Here is a 22,944-nt window from a genome sequence, read left to right on the forward strand (position 1 = left end):
CCGGACGCAGGGCCTGCCGGCGCCGGTCGCGGGGCGAGGCGGCGCCGACGCGCGGGCGGTGTCGCGATGCTATGCCAGCCGTAGCGAATGCCTTGGTTTTCTCCTGTCGTCCGCCGGGTTTGCGCCTCATTTACCCCCGAGGTGGCACAAGGAACCCGTGGGATGCGGCCGGGCCGGATCGAACCCGATCCGGGGGACCGCGCGAGCGAGCGGAGCGTTTGGAAATGCGTGACCTGATCTTCATCGACTGCGGCCCGGACGCCGCGGAGCAAGCGGAACTCTGGGCCGGGGCCGCGCTGGCCCGCGCCGGCGTGTCCGAGGCCGAGGCCGCCGCCGGGGCCGCCCGCCTGGCCGAGGGCGTGCGCGCCGCGGCCGCCGCCTTCGAGGCGCAGGGCGGCGGGGCGCGTCCCCAGTCGATGCTGGTGCTCAGCGACGAGGGCGGGCGCCTGTCGTTCGAGCTCTGCGCCGACGGCCGCCTGCCGCGCAACGCCGCCTGCGCCTGCGGCGACGGCGCCTGGACGCCGGCCGACCGCGCCGCCGCCGGCGACGGCGCCGTGCGCCTGACCATGGCCGCGGTGGCCTGAGGCTCCGGCCCCGAGGCTTCTGGCGCAAAGGCTCCGGCGACCGCCCGACCGCAGCCGCGCCAGCGGGCGCGACGGTCGGGCGGTCCCCGAAACCGGGCCGGACATGAAAACGGCGCGTCCCTGCCGGGGCGCGCCGTTTTCTCGTTCGCTGCGCCGGGCGGGGCCGCGACGCAGGCGCGGCCTCAGGCCTTCCGCCGCCGCCCGACCCAGCCGAGCCCCGCGAGGCCGGCGACCAGCAGCGGCGCGGCCGCGGGCAGGGGAACCGAGGCGTCGAGCTGCGAGGCCACGGAGACGTCGTCGATCCCGTAGTAGGTCTCGTTCGTGACGCCCGCGGGGTCGATGATCATCGACACCGAGCTGAACGGCGTGTCGGTCACGATCCCCCAGAACATGATGCCCGGCGACTGCAGGTCGATCGCGTAGTCGGTTCCGTCGACCACCATCCGGCCGGTCCCCGCCGACGCCCCGCACTGGCTCGAGCAGCTGATCATCAGGCCGAAGCCCAGCAGCGGCGTGGCGAAGGAGAACACGGCCTCGGCCGCGGGCTCGCCCGATCCGTTCTCGAACAGCCCCAGGTACCCGGCGCCCGAGGTCGCGTAGCCCAGGTCCGACATCCGCAGGTCGGGGGAGCCGGGATCCGGGTCCACGGTGGACAGCGTGAAGCCGCTGATCGTCGTCTGCCCGTCGCTCAGCCCCGAGAACTCCTGTCCGGAGTTGATCCCCGTCGACTCGAAGGTCTCGGTCTGCGCGTCGAAGACGGCGGACAGGAAACTCGCCTCGGCGGCGACGGCGTTCGTCGCGGCCGCGCGGTTGGTCGCGCCGACGTCGGTTCCCGTGTAGAGCGAAAGGGCCTGCGCGGGCGCGAAGCCGGCGAGGAGGATGCCGGATGAAACGAGGAGAGGTCTGAGCACGCGGGGTCTCTCTTAAGCGAAGCGGCCGCCCCCACGGCGGCCGGACGGGACGAGCCTCGCATCGAAGTTCCCTTCGGGCAACCTCAAGTTAACATGACGTTCATGTGCGGACGCCGCCCCCGCCGCCCCTGCAGGGGCGGCGGGGACGTCGACCGGGATCAGGCGGCGTTGAGGTAGGACCAGACCCGCACCGGGGTGAACGGCGGCGCGGCCCGGGTCACGCCCGCGCCCAGCAGCGCGTCCTGGATCGCCAGCGCCAGCGCGGGGATCGCGCCCACGGCGCCGGCCTCGCCGCAGCCCTTCACGCCCAGCGGGTTGGTGGTGCAGGGCACCTCGTTGAGCTTGAAGGAGATGTCGGGGAAGTCCGCCGCTCGCGGCATGCGGTAGTCCATGAAGGAGCCCGACAGGGGCTGGGCGGTGTCGGGGTCGAAGACCATCACCTCGCCCATCACCTGTCCCGCGCCCTGCACCAGCCCGCCGTGCACCTGGCCCTCGACCAGCAGCGGGTTCACCACCCGGCCGAAGTCGTCGGCGATGGCGTAGCGCACGATCTCCACCGCGCCGGTCTCGGGGTCCAGCTCCACCTCGGCCACGTGGCAGCCGTTGGGGAAGGTGGCGACGCGGTCGTTGACCTCGCCCAGCGCCTTCACGCCGCCCATCTCGGCCGCCGCCTCGAACAGGGTGACCGAGCGGTCGGTCCCCTTGATGCGATAGCGCCCGCCGTCCTCGACCGTGTACTCGATGTCGGCCTTCGCGGCCTCCAGCAGGTGGGAGGCGCCCTCCATCGCCTGCTCGCGCACCTTCTCGGCGGCCAGCATCAGCACCCGGCTCGCCATGATCAGCGAGCGCGAGCCGCCGGTGCCCCCGGCCGCGGTCAGCACGTCCGAGTCGCCCGCCAGAAGGCGCACCTTCATCGGGTCGACGCCCAGCTCCTCGTGCACGATCTGGGGCCAGACGGTCTCATGCCCCTGGCCGGTGGACTGGGTGCCGACGGCGAGCGTGATCTCCCCCTCCGGCGTCACGTCCATCAGCGCGCTCTCGGCCGGGCCGCCGCCGGTGCGCTCGAAGTAGTAGGCCGCGGCGATCCCGGCGAGCTTGCCGCGCGCGGCGGCCTCGGCCTTGCGGGCCTCGAACCCGTCCCAGTCGGCCGCGGCGGTGGCGTCGTCGACGTTGCGCGCGGGGTCCGCGCTGTCGAAGACGCAGCCGCCGTGGTTGGTGTAGGGCGTCTGGTCCGAGGTGATCAGGTTCTTCTTGCGGAACGCCGCCCGGTCCTCGCCGAATTCGCGCGCCGCGGCCTCCATCAGCTGCTCGGTGATGTGGATCATCTCCGGGCGCCCCGCGCCGCGGTAGGCGTCGGTGGGGGTGGTGTTGGTGAAGGCGCCCTTCACCTCGTGCCGCCACACGGGCACATCGTACATCCCCCCCGAGATCGGCACCGAGAAGAACGTGTGGATGCCCACGCCGAAGGTCGAATAGTAGGCGCCCAGGTTCGAGACCGAGCGGAAGCGCATCGCCAGCACCCGGCCGTCGGCGTCGAAGGCGCCCTCGGCCAGGGTCAGCAGGTCCCGGCCCTGCGCGTCGGAGAGGAACGCCTCCCCCCGCTCGGCGGTCCAGCGGATCGTGGCGCCCAGGTCCTTCGCGCCGATCGCGATCAGCGCATCCTCGGGGTGGGCCTGAAGCTTCATGCCGAAGCCGCCGCCCACGTCGGGCGTCAGCACCCGGATCAGGCCCGCGTCCACGCCCAGCTGGCGCGCAAGCTTGCCCTTGAGGTTGTGCGAGCCCTGGGTGCCCGCGTGGATCATCCACCGCTCCCCGTCGAAGCCGATGCGCGCGGCGCGCGGCTCCATCGAGGCGACGACGATGCGGTTGTTCACCACCTCCACCGAAACCGTCTTCGCGGCCTTTGCGAAGGCGGCGTCGGTCGCCTCGGCGTCGCCCATGCCCCAGTCGTAGGCCATGTTGCCCGGCGCCTCGTCATGAAGCTGCGGCGCCTCGGGCTCCAGCGCGGCGCGCTGCTCGACCACCACCGGCAGCTCGTCGAGGTCGAGCTCGATCAGCTCGGCCGCGTCCTTGGCCTGCGCCAGGGTCTCGGCCACCACCATCGCCACCGGCTGGCCGACGAAGCGCACGCGGTCGGTCGCGAGGTGGGGCATGGTCACGGGCTTGGCCGGCGCCACGCCCTCGCCCGTCGTCTCCAGCGGGAAGTCGTTGGTCAGCGGGTTCAGCCGCCCCTCGATCTCGGCCGCGGTCAGAACCAGCTTCACGCCCTCCGCCTCGCGCGCCGCCGAGACGTCGAGGCCGGCGATTCGGGCATGTCCGGCCGGGGAGCGCAGGAAATAGGCGTAGAGGTCGCCGGGCGCGTGGATGTCGTCCACGTACTGCCCCTCGCCCTTCAGGAATCGCACGTCCTCGCGTCGGCGGATGGGCTGGCCGAGACCGAATTTCATCAGCGGGCTCCGAATTTTGCGGAAAGATGCGCAGAGGGGTGCGCGAAGGTCGAAGCAAGGCTACTCTTGTCGGGCCGAACAGTGCAACGGGCCGATGAGTCGCTTGCGGTCAGGTGCTTCCTGAAGATTTGCTGAACGTTTTCGCTAGCGTTCATGGAAGCCTGGCGTTAACCTCCGGCGAAGTATCGAGCGTGTAGTGTGCGTACATGCGGTGGAGTTGGTTGCGTGCGTGGTGACGACAGACTGATGACGATTCTCACGGGAGTCGTCTTGACGATCGCCCTGGGCGCCGTGGTCCAGAGCGGCGATCTCCTCGAGCGCTTCGGCGCCGGCCCCGGCATTCATCCCCGAGACGACGTGGTCGAACTGGCCGCGAACGACGCCTACGCCATAGACGTGGTCGCCAACGACCGCGGCGCGGTGGCGGGCGACGGGCGCCGGGTCCTGATCATGACGGCGCCGGCCTGCGGCGTCGCCTATCGCAGCGGCGAGCGCATCGTCTACCAGGGCGCGGCCGAGTGCACCGGCGTGCAGCGGCTGACCTACTGCGTGGCCCGCGGCGACGACTGCCCGGGCGCCGAGGTCAGCCTGGTGATCGCCGCCGCCGACGGCGCCGCCGCCAGCCGGACCGAGACCCCGGTCGAACGCCTGGCCCTGCGCCCCGACCGCCGCTCGGACGCCGCGGTCTCGATGGCCCCTTCGGGCTCGGGCTTCGTGGTCGAGGCGCAGCCCTCCTCCGGCGACCGCCCCCTGGCCGGCCTCAGCTCGGCCCTCGGCACGCTCGCGCCCGCCGAGAGCGGATCGGCGACAGCCGCCGACTGATCCGCGCCGCGCACGCGATCCCTCGCTCCGGGCCCCTTCGCGGGGCCCGTCGTCGTTTTCGGCCAGGGTGCGGGGAGGCTCAGACCAGCGCCAGCGAGGCCAGCAGCTCCGGCAGCTCGGCGATCGAGCCGACGACGTGATCGGCATGGGGGGCCAGCTCCGCGGCGTCCGCGGGGCCGGTCAGCACCCCCACCACCAGCCCGGCGCCCGCGGCGCGGCCCGCGCCCAGGTCGTGCAGGCTGTCGCCGATCATCGCGATCTGGTGCGGGGGGATGCCGGCGGCGGCGGCGAAGGCCAGCACCATCCCCGGCCCCGGCTTCAGCCCGTGGCCGCTGTCGTAGCCGGCGATGAAGTCGAACTTCTCCAGCGCCCCGAGCAGGGTCATGTGGGCGCGCGCGGCGCGCTCCGAGTCATGCGTCGCGACGCCCAGCGCCATGCCGCGGGCGCGGAACCCGTCCAGCAGGCCGGGCAGGTCGGGGGCGGCGGCCGTGGGCCCGTCCAGCACCGCCGAGGCGGCGCGGTCGTCGATCTCGGCCTCGATGTCCTGGGCGCTGCGGCCGGGCAGGTGCGGCGCCCAGAGGACCGCGACCTCCGACGTCGCGCCCGACACGGCGGGCGATCCGGCCCGGAACCGCCCCGTCGTCGGGTCCAGCCCCGCCAGGTCGCTCAGCTTCGCGCGCAGTTCGGCGTCGTGCGGGGCCACGGCGTGCAGCGTCTCCTCGACGAAGCCGCGCCAGGTCGCGTCGAAATCCAGCAAGGTGCCGTCCTTGTCGAAGAGGATCCCCCGGATCATCGCGCGCTCCGCTTCTGCGCCGCGGCGCCGATCGCCGGGCGGTCGATCCCGTGTCTAGCCGCCCCGGCCGGGCGGGGGAAGCCGCCCGCGCCGCTCCCGCGGCGGAAGGCGGGGCGACGGCGCGTTGCGACCGCGACGGATCTTAACAAGCGCCCCGATTTCATCGAAGGCTGGCGCCGGAGGAAACAAGCCGAAGGAACGCCGATGCCCCGCGAACGCCCGCTGCGCGACGAGTACGTGCGGTTCGTCCCGATGACGACCCGCCTGAGGGACAACGACCAGTACCTGCACATGAACAACGTGGTCTACTACGAGTATTTCGATACCGTGGTGAACGCGTGGCTGATCGAATGCTGCGGCCTGACGCTGCCCAACGGCCCCTACATCGGCATCATCGCCGAGACGCAGTGCAGCTACCTGTCCGAGGTGAAGTGGCCGCAGAACGTCGTCGTGGGCATGCGGATCGACAAGATCGGCCGCTCCTCGATCACCTACGGGCTGGCGCTGTTCGGCGAGCACGAGCGCCACGCCAACGCCGTCTGCCGCTACGTGCACGTCTACTGCGACGGCGCCTCGCGCCGCCCCAAGCCGCTGCCCGACTTCATGCTGGAGGAGGCGCGCAAGCTGCTGGCGCCGGAAGCGGCGGCGGCCGCCGAGTAAACCCGTCCGCGGCGTGGAACCGGGGCGCCGGTGCGTGGAAACGCGCCGGCGCCGCCCAGAAACCGCCATCGCGCACGATAGCTCGCCCCTCGACCGGCCCCTGACGGAGCCGCGAATGAGGAGCGAACGCATGACCGACCTGAAGAAGGCCAAGAGCGATCCCAAGGCGCTGTTCTGGGAGGAGCTCGACGACGTGACCGCGGGGATGCTGGGCGTCGAGAACGCGCAGCACGCGGGCCTCCAGCCCATGTCCCATCATGCCGACCCGGAGCACGGCCGCCTGTGGTTCGTCTCCCGCCGCGACGCCGACATCGTGAAGGAGATCGGCTCGGGCGCGCCCGCGCGCTATGTGGTGATCGCCAAGGACCACGACTTCCACGCCAGCGTCGTCGGCTCGATCCGCGAGCGCCGCGACGAGGCGGTGCTGGACGACCTGTGGAACCCGGTGGTGGCGAGCTGGTTCGAGGAGGGCCGCGACGACCCCAGCCTGGTGATGCTCGAGATGGCGCTGCGCGAGGCGGACGTCTGGGCCTCGACCGACAGCTCGACCCTGTTCGCCTGGGAGATCGCCAAGGCCAACCTCACGGGCGACGACCCCGACGTGGGCGTGCGCACGAAGATCGCCTTCGCCTGAGCCCGCCGCGACCGGAACAGCCGGGCGCTCGCGTGGAGCGCGCCTCTCGAAATGAAACGCCCCGGGCCGAGGCCCGGGGCGCTCGCGTCCGCCTTCCGTCCCGCGGGGGGCGGGGCGGCTCAGATCCCCCAGATCTTCGGCTCGGCGAATTCCACCGAGTTGCCGGCCGGATCGCGCACGTAGATCGAGCGGGCGCCGTTGGGCCAGGTCACCCGCGCCTCGATCTCGACGCCGTGCTCGGCCAGCCGCGCCTCCCATCCCTCGATCCCCGGACCCTCGGACGAGAAGCAGACATGCCCCGGCCCGTGCGCGCCGTGCGGGGGCACGTGGATCTTCGCCTCCGGCGGGGCGGGGATCGGCGTGGTCAGCGGGTTGAACAGGAACACCATGCCGCCGTCGGCGCGGAAGAAGCGGTGACGGTCGGCGACCGACTGGATCATCTCCAGCCCCAGCGCCCCGCCGTAGAACCCCTCCACGGCGTCGAGGTCCTGGGCGTAGAGGCACGTCTCGATGACGCGCGGCGGCGCGGCGGGAGCGGAGGTCATGGTCGTCCTTTCGTCTTGCGGCGCGGCCTGCGCGCCGGTCGTCATGCGGCCCGGAGCGCCCCGGCGCGCGTCGTCACTCGGCCGCCTGCGGGCGCAGGCGCGGGGGCGGCGCGTAGCCCTCGCCCAGCGCGCCGCCGGGCAGCGCCTCGCCCGTCGCGGGCAGGCCCGCGGCGAGACCGGCGAAATCGAACAGCGTCGGGTCGGCGAGATGCGAGGGGCGCACGTTGGTCAGCGCCTTGAACATCACGCCCCGGCGGCCGGGAGAGCGCGCCTCCCACTCGTCCAGCATCCGCTTGACCTGCATGCGCTGCAGGCCCTCCTGGCTGCCGCAGAGGTCGCAGGGGATGATCGGGTAGTCCATGGCGCGGGCGAAGCGCTCGCAGTCCTTCTCGGCCACGAGCGCCAGCGGGCGCAGCACCGTCAGGTCGCCGTCCTCGTTCACCAGCTTCGGCGGCATCGTCGCCAGGCGCCCGCCGTGGAAGAGGTTGAGGAAGAAGGTCTCGAGGATGTCGTCGCGGTGGTGGCCCAGCACGACCGCCTGGCAGCCCTCCTCCCGCGCGATGCGGTAGAGATTGCCCCGGCGCAGGCGCGAGCACAGCGCGCAGTAGGTGCGCCCGGTCGGCACTTTCTCCTTCACGATGGAATAGGTGTCCTGGTACTCGATCCGATGGGGCACCTGCATCCGGGTCAGGAACTCGGGCAGCACCGTCGCCGGGAAGCCGGGCTGGCCCTGGTCGAGGTTGCAGGCCAGCAGGTTCACCGGCAGCAGGCCGCGCCACTTCAGCTCGGTCAGGGCGGCGAGCAGCGTGTAGCTGTCCTTGCCGCCCGAGAGGCAGACCAGCCAGCGCTGGCCCTTCACGGCCATGCCGTAGGTCTCGATCGCCTCGCGCGTCTCGCGGACCACGCGCTTGCGCAGCTTGCGGAACTCGGTGGTTCCGGGGGCGCCGCGCAGCAGCGGCGGGAGGTCGGCGTCAGGCTCGGACATGCGGCCGCGATAGGGGATCGGCGCGCGGCGCGCAACCGGATTCCAGCGGCGGGCGCGCCCTGCGCCGGACCGCGCGCCGCGTCCGGGCGCGCCCCGGACCGGCCTGCGCGCCGCGCCGTCGCATGGGCTTGCGGCGCGGGGGCCGGCGGGCCTAACGTCCGCCGGCCAGGAGGAGGACCGGGACGATGTCATCCCATCTTTTCGCTTCGCGGGCCGGTGCGGCCCTGGTCGGTCTGGTCGCGCTGGGCGCCTGCGGGGCCGGAACCCCCGGCGGCGACGGCGGCCCGCCCCCGCGCCCGCCGATGGCGGTCGCCGAGTGCCGCCAGCTGATCGCCGCCGCCTCGCCCGAGACGCTCGCCGCGCGCGGCGTCGCCCTGCTGATCGCCGAGCCGCGCCTGGTCGAGGGCGGCGCCTCGCGCCCGGTGGCCCTGCGCCTGCACGAGCAGGCGACGGGCGAGACAGCGACGCTGGACTGCGTGGACGGCGACGTGGTCTGGGGCGCGATCCCGCCCGGCCGCTGGCGCGTGGATGCGCTGGCCCCCGCGGGCGGCGCCGGCGGGGCGGAGATCCCGCTCGCCGGAACCGCCGTCGGCGAGGACGAGCTGCGCCTGGGCGCGGGCGAGACCGTGCACCTGAGCCACCCGGTCTGGACCCGGCAGGGCGGCACGCTCGCCTTCCGCTCCGAGCTCGACGAGCGGGCGGAGCGGGCGACCGTGCGCCGCCTCGCCCCCAACGTGGGCACGGCGCTGCTGCTGCGGGAGCTGGGCGAGGGCGGCTGACCGCGCGCCTCTCGGCAGGCGGGCCGCGGCGCGACGCGCGCGCCCGTGGCCGGCCTTGTGCCCGCCGCGGCGGCCCGGCCCTTGCGCCCCGTGGCGGGTGGACTTGGGCGGGCGGGCTCAGCCTGCGGGCGGCGGATCCCTTCGGGGCGGCACGGGATCGTGCCCCTCGCCCCCCCAGGGATGGCAGCGCGAGATCCGGCGCAGGGCGAGCCAGCCGCCCTTGAGCGGCCCGTGGGTCTCCAGCGCCTCGAGCGCGTATTCCGAACAGGAGGGGGCGAAGCGGCAGTTGCGCCCCAGCCAGGGCGAGACGAACAGCCTGTAGGCATGAACCGGCAGCGCCAGCAGGCGGGCGAGCAGGCGCGAGACCAGGCTCACCGCCCGTCCCGCCGGCCCGAGGGCCCGCCGCGGCCCTTGCCCTTCGCCGCCCCCTTCCCCCTGCCGAAGCTCGGCGCGGGATCGACGGAGCCGGGCTCGCGCTCGCCGCGCACGGCGGCCTTGTCCTCGCGCGCATGCAGGCGCGCGACGCCGGCGGCGAGGTCTTCCAGCAGTTCGGGGAAGGGGCGCTCGGCGGTCGCGTCGCGGCGTCCGATCAGCACGTAGTCCCAGCCGGGGCGCGCCGCGCCCGGCAGCACCTGGGCCGCGGCCGCGCGCAGGCGGCGCTTGGCGCGGTTGCGCTGCACCGCGCCCCCGACCTTTTTCGAGCAGGTGTAGCCCACCCGCACCGGCGCCTCGGCGGGCTCCTCGGCCCGGCGGCGGCGCGCCTGCAGGTTCAGGCCGGGCAGGCCGAGCCGCTGGCCGCGGTTGGCGGCCAGCACGAAATCGCGGCGCTTGCGCAGGACGACCGGACGCACGACGCCGGCCGGCTCCGGTGGCGGAGCGGCCGGCGACCCGGTCCCGGGCGTGCAAACGGCGTCGCCGCCGGCCGCCCCCACGGAGGCCGGCGCGGACGAGGCGGGCTCGTCGGCATCCGGCGTGCGGGGCGGCTCGGCGGCGGACATCACCGTCTGGCCTTTCGGCTGCGCGGCGTCGATCGTCGTCGGCCCGCAGGTCATGACCCGCGGGACGGACGCGATCAGGCGCTCAGCTTCTTGCGGCCCTGGCGACGGCGGCGGGCGATGATCTGCCGGCCGCTCTTGGTCGCCATGCGGGCGCGGAAGCCGTGGCGGCGCTTGCGGACGAGCCGGCTCGGCTGGTACGTGCGCTTCATCTCGTGTCGCTCCTTGCTCGGGATCCCGGATCGCCCGCTGAACGCCCCCTGGCGCCCGCCGCGACCCCGGACCTCGCCCCGGCCGGCCGCGTCTTCGCGCGACGGAGGGGCCTCGGAAATTCCAGAGCCGGTCGGATAAGCGCCGTGCCCCTCGGTGTCAATGGCGCAGACGGGGCGCAAGGGCCCGCGAGGCGCGATCGCCGCGCCATCAACCCGGCGTGAGCGGGCTCGCCCCCCGGCGCAGGGCCGGGCATATCGTATCCGGACCCGAAACCGAAGTCCGCGGCCGCCGCCGCGGGAGGGAGAGCCCCCATGGCGCGCGCACCGATTCCCCCCCGGGCGACGGACGGGCCGGACCCCGGCCGACCCGCCGCGGACAGGCCCGCAGAGGCGCGCGCGGAAGGGTCCGCGACCCTCCGGCCGCGTCCGGAGGCGACCTCGCCCGCAGCGGCCGGGCAGGGGACCGGGGCGCCGGATCTCTCCCCCTCCGATGCGCCTCCCGCCCCCCGCCGCCCGGCCTGGCGGCGCTGGGCGCCGCTGGTCCTGCTGCTGGCCGGGGCGGCCCTCGGCTGGTGGCTGCTGGGCGACCGCCTGTCCTTCGAGACCCTGCGCGAGAACCGCGCCGCCCTCGTCGCCTGGCGCGATTCGGCGTGGGGGCAGGCGGCGGCGGCCTACGTGGCGGCCTACGTGCTGGTGGTGGCCTTCTCGCTGCCCGGGGGCGCGGCGATGACGCTGGCGGGCGGCTTCCTGTTCGGCGTGGTCCCCGCCACGGCCCTGACCGTGGTCGCCGCCACCGTCGGCGCCACGGCCATCTTCCTCGCCGCCCGCAGCTCGCTCGGCGCGGCGCTGGAGCGGCGGCTCGAGGGGCGGGGCGGCTTCCTCGCGCGCCTGCGCCGCGGGGTGGCGGAGAACGAGGTCTCGGTCCTGCTGACCCTGCGCCTGGTCCCGGCGGTGCCCTTCTTCATCGCCAACCTCGCCCCCGCCTTCCTGGGCGTGCGGACCCGGACCTACATCTGGACCACCTTCGTCGGCATCATCCCCGGCACGGCGGTCATCGCCTGGACCGGCGCGGGCCTGGGCGCGGTCTTCGACGCGGGCGGGGAGCCGGACCTCGGGCTGATCTTCAGCCCGCAGATCCTGGGGCCGCTGCTGGCGCTGGCCGCCCTCGCGGCCCTGCCGGCGGTGCTGCGCGCGGTGCGCGGGCGCGGCTCGCGACTGGAGGGCGAGGGATGAGCGGACAGGTCCTGACCCCCGACCTCTGCGTGATCGGCGCGGGCTCCGGCGGCCTCTCGGTCGCCGCGGGGGCCGCGCAGCTCGGCGCCTCGGTGGCGCTGGTCGAGGGGGGCGAGATGGGGGGCGACTGCCTCAACTACGGCTGCGTCCCCTCCAAGGCCCTGCTCTCCGCAGCCGCCCGCGGGCTGGGGTGGGAGGAGGCGCTCGCCCATGTCGCCCACGCCATCGCCGCCATCGCCCCCCACGATTCGCAGGAGCGGTTTGAGGGGCTGGGCGTGACCGTCCTGCGCGGCTGGGCCCGCTTCGCCGGCCCCGACGAGATCGCGGTCGGCGAGATCCGCATCCGCCCCCGCCGCACGGTGATCGCCACCGGCTCCTCCCCCGCCGTCCCGCCCGTGCCGGGGCTGGCGCAGGTCCCCCACCTGACGAACGAGAGCCTGTTCGAGCCCCGCCCCCGCCCGGATCGCCTGCTGATCCTCGGCGGCGGCCCCATCGGGATGGAGATGGCCCTCGCCCACCGCCGCCTCGGCTGCGCGGTGACGGTGATCGAGGCCGGCCGGGCGCTGGGCCGCGACGACCCCGAGGCCGCCGCCGTGGTCCTCGACGCCCTGCGCGCCGAGGGCGTCGAGATCCTCGAGCGAACCCCCGTCGCCCGGGCGGAGACGACCCCCGCGGGCGTCGCCCTGATCGACGAGGCCGGCGCCCGGCACGAGGGCGACGCCCTGCTGGTCGCGGCCGGCCGCCGCCCGAACCTCGACCGGCTGGACCTCGCCGCCGCGGGGATCGAGGCGGGGCCGGCGGGCGTGAGGGTCGACCGGGGGCTGCGCAGCGCCAACCGGCGCGTCTACGCCATCGGCGACGCCGCCGGCGGGCCGCAGTTCACCCATGTCGCGGGCTGGCACGGGGGGCTGATCGTGCGCTCGGCCCTCTTCCGCCTGCCCATCCGCACCGACCGCGCCCCGATCCCGCGGGTCACCTACACCGACCCCGAGCTCGCCCAAGTCGGCCTGACCGAGGCCGAGGCGCGCGAGGCCCATGGCGGCCGGCTGGAGGTGCTCCGCGAGGATTTCGCGAAGAACGACCGCGCGGTGACCGAGGGCGCGACGGACGGATTCCTGAAGCTGATGGCCGTGAAGGGCCGCCCCGTGGGCGTCACCCTGGTGGGGCCGGGCGCGGGGGACCTGATCCAGCCCTGGGTGCTGGCGATGTCGGCGGGGCTGAAGCTGACGGCGATCACCGGGATGATCGCCCCCTATCCGACCCGCGGCGAAATCTCCAAACGCGCCGCCGGCGCCTATTTCACCCCGCGTCTCTTCGGCAGCCCCTGGCCGAAGCGCATCGTGCGGTGGCTCGCGAAGCTCCCGTAGGGCGCATTTCAATGCGCCGCCGCGGGACGGCCACGATGGACCGGCGCATGGAACCGCGCCCTACGTCCGCGTTCCCTGACCCGACGCCTGCTGCGCGAGACCCCGCGGCGCCCTACGACGCCCGCACCGCCTTGCCCGCGTCGTCGAAGAGGCGCAGGGCGGCAGGGTCGGCGACGAGGCGCATTTGCTCGCCCTTCTTCGCGGGGATCGCGCCGGGCAGGCGGGCGACCAGGGGCTCCGCCTCCCCGCCCAGGTCGAAATAGACGAGCTGGCTCTCGCCCAGCTTCTCGACCAGCGTGGCGCGCCCCTCGAAGAACGGCGTCTCGCCGTCCTCCGCCAGCCGCAGATCCTCGGGCCGCACGCCCAGCGACAGGCCCCGCGCGCCGGAGGGGGGCGTGAGCGGCGCGGGCGCGAAGCCCTGCGCCTGCACGCCCGCGTCCGTCGGCTCCGCCGCCAGCAGGTTCATCGAGGGCGAGCCGATGAAGCGGGCGACGAAGGTGTTGGCGGGGTGGTGATAGAGCTCCATCGGCGCGCCCACCTGCTCCACCCGCCCGTCGCGCAGCACCACGATGCGGTCGGCGAGCGTCATCGCCTCCACCTGGTCATGGGTCACGTAGATCATCGTCGTCTCGGCCATCCGCTCATGCAGGCCCGCGATCTCGATCCGGGTCTGCACCCGCAGCGCGGCGTCTAGGTTCGAGAGCGGCTCGTCGAAGAGGAACACCCGCGGGTCCCGCACGATCGCCCGCCCGATCGCCACCCGCTGCCGCTGGCCGCCCGAGAGCTGGCGGGGCAGGCGGTCGAGCAGCGGCTCGAGCTGGAGCATCCGCGCCGCCTCGCGCACCCGCTCCTCGACCGCGCCCTTGCCGGCCTTCGCCAGGCGCAGGCCGAAGGCCATGTTCTCGAAGACGGTCATGTGGGGGTAGAGGGCGTAGGACTGGAAGACCATCGCGATCCCCCGCTCGGCCGGGGTCAGCTCGTTCACCCGCTCGCCGTCGAAGGCGAGCTCCCCTTCCGAGATCTCCTCCAGCCCCGCGATGCAGCGCAGCAGCGTGGACTTCCCGCAGCCCGAGGGGCCGACGAAGACCACGAACTCCCCCGCCTCGATGGCGAGGTCGATGTCGCTCAGCGCCTGCACGCGCCCATAGCGCTTGCCGAGTTTCTCCAGCGTCAGGCGAGCCATGGAAATCGTCCTTTCGTCATGCGGCGGCGGCTTCGGGCGCCTCGGCCCCGAAATAGGCGTCCCACGGGCCCAGCCGCAGGGAGCCGTCGATCAGCCGGCCGGCGAAGCCGTGCCCGTTCAGCCCGTGCGCCGCCCAGGGCGCGCGCAGGGCGCGGGTCTCGTTCGACAGGTTGAAGGCGCACAGGATCCGCGAATTGGCCTCGGACCGGGTGAAGGCGACCACGGGATCGGGCGCCTCCTCCAGCTCCAGCCGTCCGCGGGAGAGGGCGGGATGCGCGCGCCGGAAGGCCAGCAGGCGGCGATAGGCGTGCAGGATCGAGGCCGGGTCCCCCTCCTGCAGATCCACGGCGCGGGCCACGTGCTCGGGCGCCAGCGGCAGCCAGGGCTTGCCGTCGGAGAAGCCGGCGTTGGGCTCCGCGTGCTCCCAGGGCATCGGCGTTCGGCAGCCGTCGCGGCCCTTGAACTGGGGCCACAGGCGCAGGCCGTAGGGGTCGCGGATGTCCTCGTAGGCCAGATGCGCCTCGCCCAGCCCCAGCTCCTCGCCCTGGTAGAGGCAGACGGAGCCGCGCAAGGACAGCAGCAGGGCCGCCATCAGGCGGACCTGCTCCGGCTCGTCCAGCTTCCAGCGCGAGGGGTGGCGCACCGTGTCGTGGTTCGAGAACGCCCAGCAGGGCCAGGAGCCGCCGCCCGCGCCCGCGGCCGCCTGCACCCCCGCGATCACTTCCTTGACCCGGGCCGCGTCGGGCACGTCGGGGGCGAGGAAGTCGAAATCGTAGCACATGTGCAGCTTGTCGGAGCCGGCGGTGTAGTCGGCCATCACCTGCTTGCCGCGCTGGCTCTCGCCGACCTCGCCCAGCGTCGCGCGCCCGCCGAACTCGTCCAGCAGCGCGCGCAGGCGTTTCAGGAACTCGAGGTTCTCCGGCTGGGTCTTGTCGTGCAGGTGGTCCTGCCAGTTGTAGGGGTTCTCTGACGGCGCGGTGTTGGCGTTGCGCAGCTTCGGATCCAGCACCGGGTTGTCGGTCAGCTCCGGGTCGTGGAAGTAGAAGTTCACCGTGTCGAGGCGGAAGCCGTCCACCCCCCGCTCCAGCCAGCTTCGGGCGACGCCCAGCGCCGCGTCCTGCACCTCCGAATTGTGAAAATTCAGGTCCGGCTGGGCTGCGAGGAAGTTGTGCATGTAATACTGCTGGCGGGTGGTGTCCCACTCCCACGCCGGCCCCCCGAAGATCGAGAGCCAGTTGTTCGGCGCGGTCCCGTCGGGCTTCGCGTCCGCCCACACGTACCAGTCCGCCCGCGGCCCCTCGCGGCCCGAGCGGCTCTCGACGAACCAGGGGTGCTGGTCGGAGGTGTGCGACAGCACCAGGTCGATGACGACCTTCAGGCCCAGCGCGTGCGCCTCCTCGACCAGCGCGTCGAAGTCGGCGTCGGTCCCGAACATCGGGTCGACCTCGGTGAAGCCCGAGACGTCGTAGCCGAAGTCCTTCATGGGCGAGCGGTAGAAGGGCGTCAGCCAGATCGCGTCGGCCCCCAGCTCCGCCACATGGGGCAGGCGGGCGCGCACGCCGGCGAGGTCGCCGATCCCGTTGCCGTCGGCGTCCTGGAAGGAGCGGACGTAGATCTCGTAGATCACCGCGCCGCGCCACCAATCCTCCCGGCCGCTCATCCCTTCACCCCGCCCGCGGTCAGCCCGGCCACGATCTTGCGCTGGAAGACCAGCACCATGACCACCAGCGGCGCGGTGACGATGACCGAGGCCGCCATGATCTCCCCCCACGGCACCTCCTTGCCCGAGGAGCCCGAGAGCAGCGCGATCGCCACCGGCACCGTGCGCGTGTCGTTCGACGACACGAACGTCAGCGCGAACAGGAACTCGTTCCAGGCCTGGATGAAGGCCAGCAGGCCCGTGGTCACCATCGCCGGCCACAGCAGGGGCAGGAACACCCGGCGCACGATCTGGAAGGGCGTGGCGCCGTCGACGATGGCGGCCTCCTCCAGCTCGGCGGGCATGTCGCGCATGAAGGTGGTCAGCACCCAGACCGTGAAGGGCAGGGTGAAGATCATGTAGCTCAGGATCAGCGAGCCCAGCGAGTTGTAGAGGCCGAAGGCCCGCACCATCTCGAACAGCCCCGCGAGCACCGCGATCTGGGGGAACATCGACACCGACAGGATGGTCAGCAGCAGCAGCCCCCGCCCGCGGAAGCGCACGCGGCTGAGCGCGAAGGCCGCGGTCACCGCCAGGAACAGCGAGATCGCCACCACCGCCACCGCCACCATCACCGAGTTGAGGAAGTTCAGCGGGAACGGCCCCTTGGTCAGCACGTCGACGTAGTTGCCGATGTCCAGCGTCTCGGGGAGGTAGTTCACCTCGAACAGCGCCGAGCCCTGCTCGAGGCTGGTGAGGATCGCGTAGTAGAACGGGAACACCGAGAACAGGACCACGAAGGCCACCAGCGCCCAGAACCCCGCCGCCTTCAGCGCGCGGGTCGCGCGCCGCAGGGCGAGGTTGGGGCGCGCCGGGGCGCGGCGGTCGGCGGGCACGGCGAGGGCGTCGGTCATCTCCCGCTCCCCTCCAGGTCCAGGCGCGCGGCCTTGATGTAGCCGATGGTGATCAGCGCGATGGTCAGGAACAGCATGGTCGAGGCGGCCGAGCCGTAGGCGAACTTGTCGAACTGGAACAGGTTCTGGTAGGCGAGCACCGACATCGTCGTGGTGTCGTCGTTGTTCGGCGTCAGCACGTAGACGATGTCGAAGACGCGCAGCGCATCCAGCCCCCGGAAGATCGTCGCCACGATCAGCGCCGGCGCCACCAGCGGCAGGGTCACCTTCCAGAACACCTTGATCGGGTTCACGCCGTCGATCTTCGCGGCCTCGTAGATGTCGCGCGGGATCATCTGCAGGCCCGCGAGGATCAGCAGCGCCATGAACGGCGTGGTCTTCCAGATGTCGACCAGCATCACCGCGATCATCGCCGTGTCGCCCGAGGCGATCCAGGCGACGGGCCGGTCGATCAGGCCCAGGGTCATGCCGATGTCGTTGATCACCCCGAACTGGTCGTTGAGCATCCAGGCCCACATCCGGGCCGAGACGATGGTGGGGATCGCCCAGGGGATCAGCACCGCCGCCCGCACCCAGCCGCGGCCCCGGAACTCCTGGTTCAGGACCAGCGCGATGGCCATGCCCAGCACCGTCTCGACGCTGACGGTGACGAGCGCGAAGCGGACCGTGTTCCACACCGCGTTCCACCAGTCGGCCGAGGCGAGCAGGCCGAAATACTCGCCGTCCCCGTCGCCGTAGTCGAACCACTCGAGGTAGTTGTTCAGCCCGTACCACTGCGCGCCGCCCAGGTCGTCGAGCGAGGCGTCGGTCAGGCTGAACCAGATGGTGCGCATCAGCGGCCAGCCGGCCACGAAGGCCAGCACCGCCAGCATCGGCAGCAGGAACAGCGCCGCCGAGCGCAGCCGCTGCGCCCGCAGGCGCGAGCGGCCGGGCGTGGTCCGGGGGGCGGGCGCGCCGCCCGCCCGGCCCGCCCGTCCCGTCGGATCGGCCGTGCGATCGCTCACGAAGCGCGCCTTACCAGCCGGAGCCCTTGATCCGCTCCAGCTTCGCCGCCAGGCGCTTCAGGCTCGCCTTCGCCGGGCGCTCGCCCGACAGGGTGGCGTGGACCGCGTCCCAGAACTCGTTCGAGACCTCGTTGTAGGCGCCCTGCGTGGGGGCCGAGGGCCGCGGCACGGTGTTGAGGAAGATCTCCTTCCACTGCGGGATCGAGGGCTGGGCCTGCGCGATCTCCGGGTCGTCGTAGAGCGCCTCGATGGTCGGCAGGCGGGTCAGCTCGACGGCGCGGGTCTTCTGCGCCTCCTCCCCGGTGAGGAACATCACCAGCTCGATCGCCGCCTCCTGGTTCTCGGAGTACTTGGAGACCGCGAGGTTCCAGCCCCCCAGCGTGGCGGCCGAGCCCGCGCCGCCCGAGGGCAGGGGGGCGATGGCGAACTTGTCCTTCACCGCCGAATCCTCGCCCTGGCCCAGCGCCCAGGCGTAGGGCCAGTTGCGCATGAAGGCGGCGTTGCCGGTCTGCCAGACGCCGCGGCTCTCCTCCTCCTTGTAGGCGAGCACGCCCTCGGGAGAGATCGTGCCGATCCAGCCGGCGGCGGTGTCGATGGCCTTCGCGGCCTCGGGGTTGTCGATCGAGATGGTGCCGTCCGGCTCCACGATCTGGCCGCCGCCGTAGGACATCACCCACTCCAGCGCGTCGCAGGTCAGGCCCTCGTAGGCGGCGCCCTGGAAGACGAAGCCGTGGAAGTCCGAGGCGCCCTCGCCTCGCTCGCCGTCCTGGATGGTCTTGGCCTGCTCGGCCATCTCGTCCCAGGTCTTCGGCGGCTCGAACCCGTACTTCTCCATCAGGTCGGTGCGGTAGTAGAGCGCCGGGGCGTCCGAGAACATCGGCATGGCCACCAGCTTGCCGTCGACCGTCTGGCTCTGGATGATCGAGTCGAAATGCTTCTCGACCTCGCCCTGCGCGGCCTCCGACAGGTCCACGAAATGGCTCGCGAGCTGGGGCGCCCAGACCACGTCGGTGCGGTAGACGTCGATGTCCGCGTTGCCGGCCGACAGCCACAGGCGGTACTGCGCGAACTGGTCGGTGGTCGAGGAGGGCATCTCCACGATCTCGACCGTGTGGCCGGTCATCTCCTCGAACTTGTCGAGGTTCATGCGCAGCACCTCGTTGTCGCGGCCCACGGGACCGGACACGACGGCGAGGTTCGCGGCCAGCGCGGGGCTGGCGAAGATGGCGATCGCGGACGCGAGCGCGGCGAGGCGGGTGGGGCGGCTCATGCGGCGGTTCCTCCTGACGAAGGGGCGTCCGGCGGGGGCCAGCGCTCCTCTCCTGATCCCGAGGCACGACAGTCGGGGGACGGGTCGGATCGGGCTCCCGGCCCGCTCCCTGACCGCCGCGCATGTGCAATGCGCTTCAACATGCAACCCTCGCGGGGGATGTCAAACCGCCCGTTGCAATGGCATCCCGGCATCCGGCGCCCGGAAAGCGGGCAGGAACCGGCGATAGGCAGAGGATTTCCGGCCGTCGGGCACGGCGTCGGCGCCGTCCACCCTGCGGATCGTTTTCCACCAGGCGGCGCCTTGGGCGAGGCCCAAAAGAAAAACGCCGGCCGGGCGCTGGGCCCGTCCGGCGATCGACGGATCGGCCCGGACTCAAGGCTGCGGTCGGGAGGGAGGTCCCGGGATCGCGGAGTCCGGACGTCGCGGCCGCACAGGGAGGAGCGGGCGCTGACGATCCGTTGGTAACCTTATTAACTCCCGACCGACCGCCCGGCAAGTGGTCTTGACGCGCCCGCGGCGGGGCGCGACGCTTCGTCCGACACGGCGGCCGGCGCCGGCCCCCGGGCCCGCCCGAACCGCCCCAGGATCCCAAGGGAGGACGCCCCCGCCATGCCGCTGCACCCGTTCATCGAGGTGATGCTCGAGAAGCTCGCCGCCCAGCCCGGCCTGTCCGAACAGCCCCCCGAGGCCGGCCGCGCCCAGATCGCCGCGGGGCGGGAGGCCGTGGGCAAGGGCCCCGAGATGGCGGAGGTGCGCGAGCTCTCGATCCCCACCCGCTCGGGCGAGATCCCCGGCCGCCTGCTGGTCCCCTCGGCCGAGCCGGCGGGCCTGATCGTCTACTACCACGGCGGCGGCTGGGTGCTGGCCTGCATCGACGATTTCGACACCATGGGCCGCCAGCTCGCCGCCGACAGCGGCTGCGCGGTGCTGCTGGTGGAATACCGCCTGGCGCCCGAGCATCCCTTCCCCGCGCCGCTGGAGGATTGCGAGGACGCGCTGCTGCACGCGGCCGAGCTCGCCCGCAGCGCCTTCGCGCGCCCCGTGCCCGTGGCGGTGGCCGGCGACAGCGCCGGGGCGAACCTCGCCACCGTCTCCGCCCGTCGCCTGAAGGGCCGGGTCGAGGTGGCGGTGCAGGCGCTGATCTATCCGGTGACCGACTGCGACTTCGACCGCCCCTCCTACCGCGAGCGCTCCGACGGCATGCCGCTGAAGCGCGCGGACATGGAGTGGTTCTTCGGTCACTACGCCCCGCGGGAGGCCTGGGCCTCGCCCGACATCTCGCCCCTGCGCACCAAGGACCTCTCGGGCCTGCCGCCGGCGGTGGTGACGCTGGCCGAATACGACGTGCTGCGCGACGAGGGCCTGGCCTACGCCCAGGCGCTGGAGGCGGCGGGCGTGCCGGTGACCCTGCGCGAGGCGCCGGGCCTGACCCACGGCTTCATCCGCCTCCACAACCTCTGCGCCCCCGTCGCCGAGGAGCTGGCCGCCATCGGCCGCGACATCGCCAAAGCCTGCGAGGCCGCCCGCGCCGAGGCCTGAGGCCGGCGCCCGCCCCGCTCCCCCGGTCCGCGCCGGCGTCCCGCTCCGGGGCGCCGGCCGCTCACATCCATGTCATTGGCCCTCGCGCCGGACCGCTCCACCTTCCGCCTCGACACCTTTCCGGGATCGCAAGAGGGAGATCGACATGCAGCGCACGCGGCGCGAGGCGATGAGGCTGGGGGCGGCGGCGCTCGCCGGGATCGGGACGATCAGCGTGATGCCCTGGCGGGCGCGGGCCGCCGGCGACGTCTACAAGACCCAGGGCGGCGAGATCGGGATCCACCCCGTCTCCCACGCCTCCTTCGTGATGACGACGCCCGGCCCGGTGATCTACGTCGACCCGGTGGGCGACCCCTCGGCCTACGCCGACATGCCCTCGCCCGACGTGATCCTGATCACCCACGAGCATGGCGACCACTACGCCCCGGAGACGCTGGCCGAGCTCGCCAAGAGCGCGGGCGAGATCATCGTTAACCCCGCGGTGATGGAGAAGCTGTCCGAGGATCTGAAGGCCAAGGCGACCGCGGTGGCCAACGGCGAGACCGCGGACGCCGGCGGCATCCCGCTGCGCGCGATCCCCGCCTACAACACCACCGAGGAGCGGCTGAAGTACCACCCCCAGGGGCGGGACAACGGCTATGTCCTCGAGATCGACGGCAAGACCGTCTACATCGCGGGCGACACCGAGGACATTCCCGAGATGCGGGCCCTGACCGGCATCGACATCGCCTTCGTGCCGATGAACCTGCCCTACACGATGACCGAGGCGCAGGCCGCCTCGGCGGTGGCCGAGTTCAAGCCGGCGGTGGTCTATCCCTACCACTACCGCGACTCCGACCTCGACAAGTTCGAGGCCGCGCTGAAGGAGGCCTCCGGCGCCTCCCAGGTCGTCCGCGGCCCCTGGTACTGAGGCCCCCCGAGCGGGGCGTGGCGCCGACCCCGGCGCCCCGCCCCTCCGAATCCAAGAAGGCGCGCCCACCGGGCGCGCCTTCTTTCGTTCCGCGTAGGGCGCATTTCAATGCGCCGGCGCGCCGCCCGCCTCAGCGCCCCGACAGCCGCCCGATCCGCTCCAGCATGATCTCGGTCGAGCCGTCGGCGAAGCTCGCCGCCTGCATCCCGGCCATGTGGCGGGCGAACATCGAATCCACCCCCAGCCCCGAGGCGCCGTGGGCGTGCAGCAGCTCCGGCACCCAGCGGTTGGCGAGCTGGATGCCCACGTATTTCGCCTGCGCCGCGATCAGCTGGGTGTCCTCGCCCGCCGAATGCGCGGCCTCGGCCTTCCTGACCAGCGCCCGGGCGGCGGCGAGCTCCGCCTCCGCCGCCGAGAGCCGCCAGCGCCAGCCCTGCCGCGTCTCCAGCGGTCCGCCGAAGATCTGGCGCGAGCGGCCGTAGGCGGCGGCCGAATCCAGCCCCGCGTCGACCATGCCCAGGCACATGGCGGCCACGTAGATGCGCGCCCCGTTGATCTCGGTCAGGATCTGCTTGAAGGCGGTGCCGGGCTGGGAGATCACCGCCTCCGGCGGCGCCTCGTAGTCCTCCAGCCGGTAGCCGCCGAGCCCGTTGGCGAAGATCCCCCAGCTGCCCGAGCCCTCGACCCGGCTGAACCCAGGCTTCTCGGCCTGCACCAGGAAGGCGCCGATGCCCGAGCCGTCGCCGATCTCCTTGGTCTGGGCGAAGCAGATCGAGGTCGAGGCGTGCTGGGCGTTGGTGATCCAGGCCTTCTCGCCGTTCAGCACCCAGGACCCGTCGTCCCGCCGCCGCGCCGTGGTGCGGATCGCGGCGAAGTCGGAGCCCGCGCCCGGTTCCGTCAGCGCCGCGCAGCCCGTCGCCTCGCCGCGCAGCATCGGGGCCACGCGGCTCTGCGCCAGCGGGTTGTCGGTCAGCCGGGCGAGGCGCCAGGCGGTGTTGTGGGTGTTGAGGATCGCCATCGAGAAGCCGAAGCAGGCGCGGGCGAACTGCTCGGCGATCTCGGACTTGCAGGCGAAGGAGAGGCCGAGGCCCCCCAGCTCGGTCGGGACCTGGATGCCGGTGAAGCCGGCCTCGGCCGCCAGCCGCAGCGCGTCGAGATCGGCGCTGCGCGTGCGCTCGCAGCGCTCGGCCGCGGGGACCAGCACCTCGTCCGTGAAGGCGCGCGCCTTCGCCACCAGCGCCTGCTCGGCCGCCGTCAGGGTCATTGAGCATCCTCCCGATGATCCGCCGCAGGGGCGCGGCGGGCGGTTGGGGGCCGCGGTCGACGCGGCCCCACGCGCAGCCTAGGCGCCGACCGGCCGCCCGACAAGGTCGGCTGGGGGGGGGAGCGCCGGGCGCCCCGGCGCGTCCGCTGCGCGGCCGCGACCGCCCCGCCCGGCGTCCCCGTCGCGGCAGGGCTCTCATGAGGCGATCCTGGCGCATGTGATTCCATTCCGGGTTGACGTTGCCCCCGGGC

The 22,944-nt window shown here is 73.2% G+C and carries 22 protein-coding genes and 1 pseudogene; 9 read left to right on the top strand and 14 right to left on the bottom strand.

The window, feature by feature from the left end; genetic code table 11:
* Nucleotides 1-224: 224 nt before the first annotated feature.
* Complete coding sequence (locus P2H44_RS18110) at nucleotides 225-584, top strand: hypothetical protein (RefSeq protein WP_275765575.1); 360 nt, start codon at nucleotides 225-227, stop codon at nucleotides 582-584.
* A gap of 182 nt (nucleotides 585-766) precedes the next feature.
* On the opposite strand, the gene P2H44_RS18115 is transcribed toward P2H44_RS18110, so the two are convergent.
* Nucleotides 767-1,495, bottom strand: coding sequence for a VPLPA-CTERM sorting domain-containing protein (locus P2H44_RS18115; protein ID WP_275765576.1), 729 nt, complete (start codon nucleotides 1,493-1,495; stop codon nucleotides 767-769).
* Nucleotides 1,496-1,653: 158 nt separating this feature from the next.
* Complete coding sequence (locus tag P2H44_RS18120; protein WP_275765577.1) at nucleotides 1,654-3,942, bottom strand: xanthine dehydrogenase family protein molybdopterin-binding subunit; 2,289 nt, start codon at nucleotides 3,940-3,942, stop codon at nucleotides 1,654-1,656.
* 270 nt (nucleotides 3,943-4,212) lie between these two features.
* On the opposite strand from P2H44_RS18120, the gene P2H44_RS18125 reads away from it, so the two are divergent.
* The gene (locus P2H44_RS18125; RefSeq protein ID WP_275765578.1) at nucleotides 4,213-4,764 is read left to right on the top strand and encodes a hypothetical protein; all 552 of its coding nucleotides are present in this window, start codon (nucleotides 4,213-4,215) and stop codon (nucleotides 4,762-4,764) included.
* Nucleotides 4,765-4,843: 79 nt separating this feature from the next.
* Here P2H44_RS18125 and P2H44_RS18130 read toward each other — a convergent pair whose 3' ends face one another.
* Complete coding sequence (locus P2H44_RS18130) at nucleotides 4,844-5,557, bottom strand: HAD family hydrolase (RefSeq protein ID WP_275765579.1); 714 nt, start codon at nucleotides 5,555-5,557, stop codon at nucleotides 4,844-4,846.
* Between the two features lie 204 nt (nucleotides 5,558-5,761).
* Between P2H44_RS18130 and P2H44_RS18135 the strand changes: the two genes are divergently transcribed.
* Nucleotides 5,762-6,217 (top strand): acyl-CoA thioesterase, encoded by a 456-nt coding sequence (locus P2H44_RS18135; protein ID WP_275765581.1) that lies wholly within the window; start codon nucleotides 5,762-5,764, stop codon nucleotides 6,215-6,217.
* Nucleotides 6,218-6,347: 130 nt separating this feature from the next.
* Entirely contained in the window at nucleotides 6,348-6,851 is a 504-nt protein-coding gene (locus P2H44_RS18140) for a pyridoxamine 5'-phosphate oxidase family protein (protein ID WP_275765582.1), read from the top strand.
* Nucleotides 6,852-6,970: 119 nt separating this feature from the next.
* Here the strand turns inward: P2H44_RS18140 and P2H44_RS18145 are convergent, their stop codons facing one another.
* Both P2H44_RS18145 and ttcA read right to left on the bottom strand, forming a co-directional pair.
* Nucleotides 6,971-7,396 carry a VOC family protein gene (locus tag P2H44_RS18145; protein WP_275765583.1) on the bottom strand — a complete coding sequence of 142 codons (426 nt, stop codon included), beginning with the start codon at nucleotides 7,394-7,396 and terminating at the stop codon, nucleotides 6,971-6,973.
* 73 nt (nucleotides 7,397-7,469) lie between these two features.
* Nucleotides 7,470-8,381: a tRNA 2-thiocytidine(32) synthetase TtcA gene (ttcA, locus tag P2H44_RS18150; RefSeq protein ID WP_275765584.1), complete on the bottom strand. Its 912-nt coding sequence runs from the start codon at nucleotides 8,379-8,381 to the stop codon at nucleotides 7,470-7,472.
* A gap of 185 nt (nucleotides 8,382-8,566) precedes the next feature.
* On the opposite strand from ttcA, the gene P2H44_RS18155 reads away from it, so the two are divergent.
* Nucleotides 8,567-9,160, top strand: coding sequence for a hypothetical protein (locus tag P2H44_RS18155; RefSeq protein WP_275765586.1), 594 nt, complete (start codon nucleotides 8,567-8,569; stop codon nucleotides 9,158-9,160).
* A 117-nt stretch (nucleotides 9,161-9,277) separates the two neighbouring features.
* Here P2H44_RS18155 and yidD read toward each other — a convergent pair whose 3' ends face one another.
* From yidD to rpmH, 3 genes and pseudogenes are all read right to left on the bottom strand, one after another.
* Nucleotides 9,278-9,529, bottom strand: a complete 252-nt coding sequence (gene yidD, locus P2H44_RS18160) for a membrane protein insertion efficiency factor YidD (RefSeq protein WP_275765692.1) — start codon at nucleotides 9,527-9,529, stop codon at nucleotides 9,278-9,280.
* 140 nt (nucleotides 9,530-9,669) lie between these two features.
* Nucleotides 9,670-10,158 (bottom strand): annotated as a pseudogene (rnpA, locus tag P2H44_RS18165) (ribonuclease P protein component); the annotation flags it as partial.
* Between the two features lie 74 nt (nucleotides 10,159-10,232).
* Nucleotides 10,233-10,367 carry a 50S ribosomal protein L34 gene (gene rpmH / locus P2H44_RS18170; RefSeq protein WP_275765588.1) on the bottom strand — a complete coding sequence of 45 codons (135 nt, stop codon included), beginning with the start codon at nucleotides 10,365-10,367 and terminating at the stop codon, nucleotides 10,233-10,235.
* A gap of 312 nt (nucleotides 10,368-10,679) precedes the next feature.
* On the opposite strand from rpmH, the gene P2H44_RS18175 reads away from it, so the two are divergent.
* Nucleotides 10,680-11,600 carry a TVP38/TMEM64 family protein gene (locus tag P2H44_RS18175; protein WP_275765589.1) on the top strand — a complete coding sequence of 307 codons (921 nt, stop codon included), beginning with the start codon at nucleotides 10,680-10,682 and terminating at the stop codon, nucleotides 11,598-11,600.
* Entirely contained in the window at nucleotides 11,597-12,967 is a 1,371-nt protein-coding gene (locus P2H44_RS18180; RefSeq protein ID WP_275765591.1) for a dihydrolipoyl dehydrogenase family protein, read from the top strand. The genes P2H44_RS18175 and P2H44_RS18180 overlap by 4 nt, the downstream gene beginning before the upstream one ends.
* A gap of 112 nt (nucleotides 12,968-13,079) precedes the next feature.
* Here the strand turns inward: P2H44_RS18180 and P2H44_RS18185 are convergent, their stop codons facing one another.
* The 5 genes from P2H44_RS18185 to P2H44_RS18205 are packed head-to-tail and all read right to left on the bottom strand — an operon-like array spanning nucleotide 13,080 to nucleotide 18,977.
* On the bottom strand, nucleotides 13,080-14,150 hold the full coding sequence (locus P2H44_RS18185) for an ABC transporter ATP-binding protein (protein ID WP_275765593.1): 1,071 nt from the start codon (nucleotides 14,148-14,150) through the stop codon (nucleotides 13,080-13,082).
* Between the two features lie 16 nt (nucleotides 14,151-14,166).
* Nucleotides 14,167-15,810 carry an alpha-amylase family glycosyl hydrolase gene (locus P2H44_RS18190; protein ID WP_275765608.1) on the bottom strand — a complete coding sequence of 548 codons (1,644 nt, stop codon included), beginning with the start codon at nucleotides 15,808-15,810 and terminating at the stop codon, nucleotides 14,167-14,169.
* Nucleotides 15,807-16,703: a carbohydrate ABC transporter permease gene (locus P2H44_RS18195; protein WP_275765610.1), complete on the bottom strand. Its 897-nt coding sequence runs from the start codon at nucleotides 16,701-16,703 to the stop codon at nucleotides 15,807-15,809. The genes P2H44_RS18190 and P2H44_RS18195 overlap by 4 nt, the downstream gene beginning before the upstream one ends.
* Complete coding sequence (locus P2H44_RS18200) at nucleotides 16,700-17,707, bottom strand: carbohydrate ABC transporter permease (protein ID WP_275765612.1); 1,008 nt, start codon at nucleotides 17,705-17,707, stop codon at nucleotides 16,700-16,702. The genes P2H44_RS18195 and P2H44_RS18200 overlap by 4 nt, the downstream gene beginning before the upstream one ends.
* 10 nt (nucleotides 17,708-17,717) lie before the next feature.
* Complete coding sequence (locus tag P2H44_RS18205; protein ID WP_275765613.1) at nucleotides 17,718-18,977, bottom strand: ABC transporter substrate-binding protein; 1,260 nt, start codon at nucleotides 18,975-18,977, stop codon at nucleotides 17,718-17,720.
* 612 nt (nucleotides 18,978-19,589) lie between these two features.
* On the opposite strand from P2H44_RS18205, the gene P2H44_RS18210 reads away from it, so the two are divergent.
* Entirely contained in the window at nucleotides 19,590-20,519 is a 930-nt protein-coding gene (locus P2H44_RS18210) for an alpha/beta hydrolase (RefSeq protein ID WP_275765614.1), read from the top strand.
* Nucleotides 20,520-20,664: 145 nt separating this feature from the next.
* Nucleotides 20,665-21,429, top strand: a complete 765-nt coding sequence (locus P2H44_RS18215) for an MBL fold metallo-hydrolase (protein ID WP_275765616.1) — start codon at nucleotides 20,665-20,667, stop codon at nucleotides 21,427-21,429.
* Between the two features lie 130 nt (nucleotides 21,430-21,559).
* On the opposite strand, the gene P2H44_RS18220 is transcribed toward P2H44_RS18215, so the two are convergent.
* Nucleotides 21,560-22,693, bottom strand: a complete 1,134-nt coding sequence (locus tag P2H44_RS18220; RefSeq protein WP_275765617.1) for an acyl-CoA dehydrogenase family protein — start codon at nucleotides 22,691-22,693, stop codon at nucleotides 21,560-21,562.
* Nucleotides 22,694-22,944: the final 251 nt, after the last annotated feature.

The sequence above is a fragment of the Albimonas marina genome, from assembly GCF_029223255.1.
In the GTDB taxonomy this organism is placed as follows: domain Bacteria; phylum Pseudomonadota; class Alphaproteobacteria; order Rhodobacterales; family Rhodobacteraceae; genus Albimonas.

Excerpts from the sequence above, each read along its gene's own strand:
- P2H44_RS18110 (WP_275765575.1), top strand. The coding sequence starts at position 225 with ATGCGTGACCTGATCTTCATCGACTGCGGCCCGGACGCCGCGGAGCAA.
- P2H44_RS18120 (WP_275765577.1), bottom strand. The coding sequence starts at position 3,942 with ATGAAATTCGGTCTCGGCCAGCCCATCCGCCGACGCGAGGACGTGCGA.
- P2H44_RS18130 (WP_275765579.1), bottom strand. The coding sequence starts at position 5,557 with ATGATCCGGGGGATCCTCTTCGACAAGGACGGCACCTTGCTGGATTTC.
- P2H44_RS18135 (WP_275765581.1), top strand. The coding sequence starts at position 5,762 with ATGCCCCGCGAACGCCCGCTGCGCGACGAGTACGTGCGGTTCGTCCCG.
- P2H44_RS18140 (WP_275765582.1), top strand. The coding sequence starts at position 6,348 with ATGACCGACCTGAAGAAGGCCAAGAGCGATCCCAAGGCGCTGTTCTGG.
- P2H44_RS18145 (WP_275765583.1), bottom strand. The coding sequence starts at position 7,396 with ATGACCTCCGCTCCCGCCGCGCCGCCGCGCGTCATCGAGACGTGCCTC.
- ttcA (WP_275765584.1), bottom strand. The coding sequence starts at position 8,381 with ATGTCCGAGCCTGACGCCGACCTCCCGCCGCTGCTGCGCGGCGCCCCC.
- P2H44_RS18155 (WP_275765586.1), top strand. The coding sequence starts at position 8,567 with ATGTCATCCCATCTTTTCGCTTCGCGGGCCGGTGCGGCCCTGGTCGGT.
- rpmH (WP_275765588.1), bottom strand. The coding sequence starts at position 10,367 with ATGAAGCGCACGTACCAGCCGAGCCGGCTCGTCCGCAAGCGCCGCCAC.
- P2H44_RS18175 (WP_275765589.1), top strand. The coding sequence starts at position 10,680 with ATGGCGCGCGCACCGATTCCCCCCCGGGCGACGGACGGGCCGGACCCC.
- P2H44_RS18180 (WP_275765591.1), top strand. The coding sequence starts at position 11,597 with ATGAGCGGACAGGTCCTGACCCCCGACCTCTGCGTGATCGGCGCGGGC.
- P2H44_RS18185 (WP_275765593.1), bottom strand. The coding sequence starts at position 14,150 with ATGGCTCGCCTGACGCTGGAGAAACTCGGCAAGCGCTATGGGCGCGTG.
- P2H44_RS18190 (WP_275765608.1), bottom strand. The coding sequence starts at position 15,810 with ATGAGCGGCCGGGAGGATTGGTGGCGCGGCGCGGTGATCTACGAGATC.
- P2H44_RS18195 (WP_275765610.1), bottom strand. The coding sequence starts at position 16,703 with ATGACCGACGCCCTCGCCGTGCCCGCCGACCGCCGCGCCCCGGCGCGC.
- P2H44_RS18205 (WP_275765613.1), bottom strand. The coding sequence starts at position 18,977 with ATGAGCCGCCCCACCCGCCTCGCCGCGCTCGCGTCCGCGATCGCCATC.
- P2H44_RS18210 (WP_275765614.1), top strand. The coding sequence starts at position 19,590 with ATGCCGCTGCACCCGTTCATCGAGGTGATGCTCGAGAAGCTCGCCGCC.
- P2H44_RS18215 (WP_275765616.1), top strand. The coding sequence starts at position 20,665 with ATGCAGCGCACGCGGCGCGAGGCGATGAGGCTGGGGGCGGCGGCGCTC.
- P2H44_RS18220 (WP_275765617.1), bottom strand. The coding sequence starts at position 22,693 with ATGACCCTGACGGCGGCCGAGCAGGCGCTGGTGGCGAAGGCGCGCGCC.